This window comes from Clostridium sp. AF02-29 (assembly GCF_934835585.1).
In the GTDB taxonomy this organism is placed as follows: domain Bacteria; phylum Bacillota; class Clostridia; order Lachnospirales; family Lachnospiraceae; genus Otoolea; species Otoolea fessa.
In genome coordinates, this window is record NZ_CAKVZK010000073.1 from 1 (window position 1) to 3,032 (window position 3,032).

Sequence of the window (3,032 nt, forward strand, 5' to 3'; positions counted from 1 at the left end):
TGAGCGCAGTAATTTCGAACGCTTCGTTCCGACACATTCCATTTTTTCGCTATTTCATTAACTGAACGATACTGCATCCATATTCCTCCACTTTTCTAACGCTAAATCAAGTCAATCCTTTATGTCCGTCAAATTTTCCATCTTAAACACATAATAACCTTCATAGTAATAACTATGATCGATACCCTTCATATAAATTTCTCGATCATTTACATGATCCGTAAGTGCATTTTTCAGAAGAAACTTTATTTCGATATCTTTGATAGGACTTCGCTCCATGGCAAGCAGATAATCTTCTTTATCCACCTTGCTCCAGTCAACCACATAGCCGATTTCTTTTTTCAACATCAAGTCAAGCCATATTCTCGTACTTCTCCCATTTCCCTCTCGGAACGGATGAGCCACGTTCATTTCAACATATTTTTCGACAATTTCATCAAAAGTTGACTGTGGCATTTTGTCTATACTCTGTAACGCTGTTTCCAAATACATTAGCGGAGCAAATCTAAAATTTCCTTTTGAAATATTAACCTTTCGTAATTTACCGGCAAAATCATAAATCTCATCAAAAAGATATTGATGGATCATCGCAAGACTTTTATAAGTCCCCGGTTCTAATGTCTCAAAAAATCCACTTTCAAACATTTCAAGTGCTTTTTGCTTACTGATTTTTTCTTCCATTCTTGCTAATTCTGTAGAATCTGTAATACCTAATTTATTTTCAAGCATAGTTTACCTCATATTCTTCATGCGATCACTTTTCCAGTCACAAATCTATTTTTATAAGTATACCATAATATCGGCAATAAATCCATTTTATCATGAAATATTCAACTTTTATTTTGCCGTGTTTAATAGTTCCTTCTTCCTATTAACATAAAAAATGGCAAAGTGCTTATCGACAACATTTCACCGTTGGATGTTGGTAAATAAAATATCCTATAAATACGATTGATGTGAAAATTCTCCTCATCCTGTTTTTATTTTTCAAAAACTATGATACAATCATTAGAAATAGCCGACAAAATCCAAGGAGGAAATCAACGTGGAGAAAAAACGGATTCGGGACTTTGGAATCGTACCCGGAAGAGTGAAAACAGGAAAAAGAAATGCGATTACGGATGTACCTGGTGTACTGGTAGGACACTGTACTGTGAACACAGAAGAAAATCATACCGGTGTGACCGTGATCATCCCTGGACCGGACAATACATTTGCAAATCACTATACGGCGGCAGCCTATGTCCACAATGGATTTGGGAAAAGTGCCGGTCTGGTACAGGTAGAAGAGCTTGGGACTCTTGAAACACCGATTGCCCTTACAAATACGTTAAATGTCGGAAAGGTTTGGGATGCACTTGCCGGTATCGTGATCGAGCAGTGCCAGAATGATGGGCTGGAACCAATGAGCATTAATCCGGTCGTTGGCGAGTGCAATGACTGCCGGATCAACCAGATCCAGAAACGTGCAGTTGGTGAAAAAGAAGTGCGGCAGGCTTTTGCGGTCGCTGCCGAGGAGTTCGAAGAAGGGGATGTCGGCGCCGGCGCCGGTACCATCTGCTACGGCATGAAGGGCGGAATCGGATCTGCGTCCCGCGTGATCTGTATTGGTGAAAAGGAATACACCATCGGCGTTCTGGTTCAGTCAAACTTTGGTGCAACCGAAGATTTTGTACTCAACGGAGAGGCTGTTGGTCCAAAAATTCTGGAATGGAAGCAGGAAAAGAATGATATGGCTGCATCCGAAGAAGACAAAGGTTCGATCATGAGCATTCTGGCTACCGATCTCCCATTGACAAGCCGTCAGCTCAAACGGATCCTGAAAAGAACAGGGGTCGGCATCGCACGAACCGGCGGTTATACGGGACATGGAAGCGGGGAAGTCATGATCGGCTTTACAACCGCAAATCGGATCCCGTCCGGTCGCGAAGAGGAACTTCTCCAGATATCAGCAATTCCGGAGCATGTGATCAACCGGGCTTTTCTCGCTGCTGCGGAAGCCGAACAGGAAGCGATCTTAAATTCCATGACGGCAGCAAAACAGACACGCGGAAGAGAGGGAGAGCTGTATTACAGTCTTGCAGAATATCTTAACGACAGGGAGGTCGAAACCTCAAAATAGACTTGAAGCACCATTTCCGGCATATCACCGGTTCTGGTGCTTCTTTCATTCTAAATGCCCAGCGATAACCTCTGTTCAGAATCAGTCCATTGGGCGATATCTACACTCTTTCACAAGCAATCATACTTCGCCGACTTCCCCTTCGCCTTCTCCACCGGATACTTCCTCTCGTTCATCCCCATCTTCATATTCACGATTTCATCCGCGTCAAGTCCCAGCTTGTCTAAAAGGTTCTGGGAATATACGATCACATCCGCCAGTTCCTCTTTTACATGCTGCAGGTCATACTCCTCATCGTTCCACTGGAAGCACTCCAGGAGTTCTGCTGCCTCGATGACGATAGATTTCGCAAGGTTCGCGGCAGAATGGAACTGCTCCCAGTCGCGGTCATCGGTGAATTTGCGGATTCTGTCTATGGTTTCCTGTTTCATAAAAATTTCCTCTTTTCCAGTAAATGATCTCATTTCAGTTGTGTTCTGAGCATGAGCAGATAAGCCACTCCCATCCTGCTCCTATCTGCCGCTTATTACTTCCATTCCTTCCACACCTCCGGCTGATACCCCAGTGTGGACTGTTTCCCGTTTCTTACAACCGGCGTCCTGATCACGGACGGATTTTCCAGAATCTTCTCTAACTTATCCTCATCCGCGATATACTTGATCAGTGCAAGCGTATCCTTATCTTTTCCATCCCAGTTGACCATATTTTCGATTCCGCCGTTGACCTCTGCAACTGAACGAAACTCGCCTTTGCTCATTCCCTTCTCTTTCATGTCAATAAACTGGTATTTGATACCGCGCTCTTTAAAAAAACGCTCCGCCTTCTTTGTATCATTGCACTTTTTTGTGCCAAAAATCTGTATGTTCAAAACATTCTTACTCCTTTTCTGTCCTGGAAATATGCCCTGGCT

At 43.3% G+C, this 3,032-nt stretch carries 4 protein-coding genes; 1 reads left to right on the forward strand and 3 read right to left on the reverse strand.

The annotated features are described in order from the left end of the window. Positions 1–111: 111 nt before the first annotated feature. The gene (locus tag PUQ60_RS11390) at positions 112–729 is read right to left on the reverse strand and encodes a Fic family protein (protein ID WP_273483023.1); all 618 of its coding nucleotides are present in this window, start codon (positions 727–729) and stop codon (positions 112–114) included. A gap of 316 nt (positions 730–1,045) precedes the next feature. Here PUQ60_RS11390 and PUQ60_RS11395 point away from each other — a divergent pair, with 316 nt between their 5' ends. Next, positions 1,046–2,122: a P1 family peptidase gene (locus PUQ60_RS11395; RefSeq protein ID WP_273483024.1), complete on the forward strand. Its 1,077-nt coding sequence runs from the start codon at positions 1,046–1,048 to the stop codon at positions 2,120–2,122. A 110-nt stretch (positions 2,123–2,232) separates the two neighbouring features. Here PUQ60_RS11395 and PUQ60_RS11400 read toward each other — a convergent pair whose 3' ends face one another. Both PUQ60_RS11400 and PUQ60_RS11405 read right to left on the reverse strand, forming a co-directional pair. After that, the gene (locus PUQ60_RS11400) at positions 2,233–2,553 is read right to left on the reverse strand and encodes a nucleotide pyrophosphohydrolase (protein WP_015552630.1); all 321 of its coding nucleotides are present in this window, start codon (positions 2,551–2,553) and stop codon (positions 2,233–2,235) included. A 95-nt stretch (positions 2,554–2,648) separates the two neighbouring features. Continuing rightward, entirely contained in the window at positions 2,649–2,990 is a 342-nt protein-coding gene (locus tag PUQ60_RS11405; protein ID WP_117470060.1) for an arsenate reductase family protein, read from the reverse strand. Positions 2,991–3,032 lie beyond the last annotated feature (42 nt).

Excerpts from the sequence above, each read along its gene's own strand:
- PUQ60_RS11390 (WP_273483023.1), bottom strand. The coding sequence starts at position 729 with ATGCTTGAAAATAAATTAGGTATTACAGATTCTACAGAATTAGCAAGA.
- PUQ60_RS11400 (WP_015552630.1), bottom strand. The coding sequence starts at position 2,553 with ATGAAACAGGAAACCATAGACAGAATCCGCAAATTCACCGATGACCGC.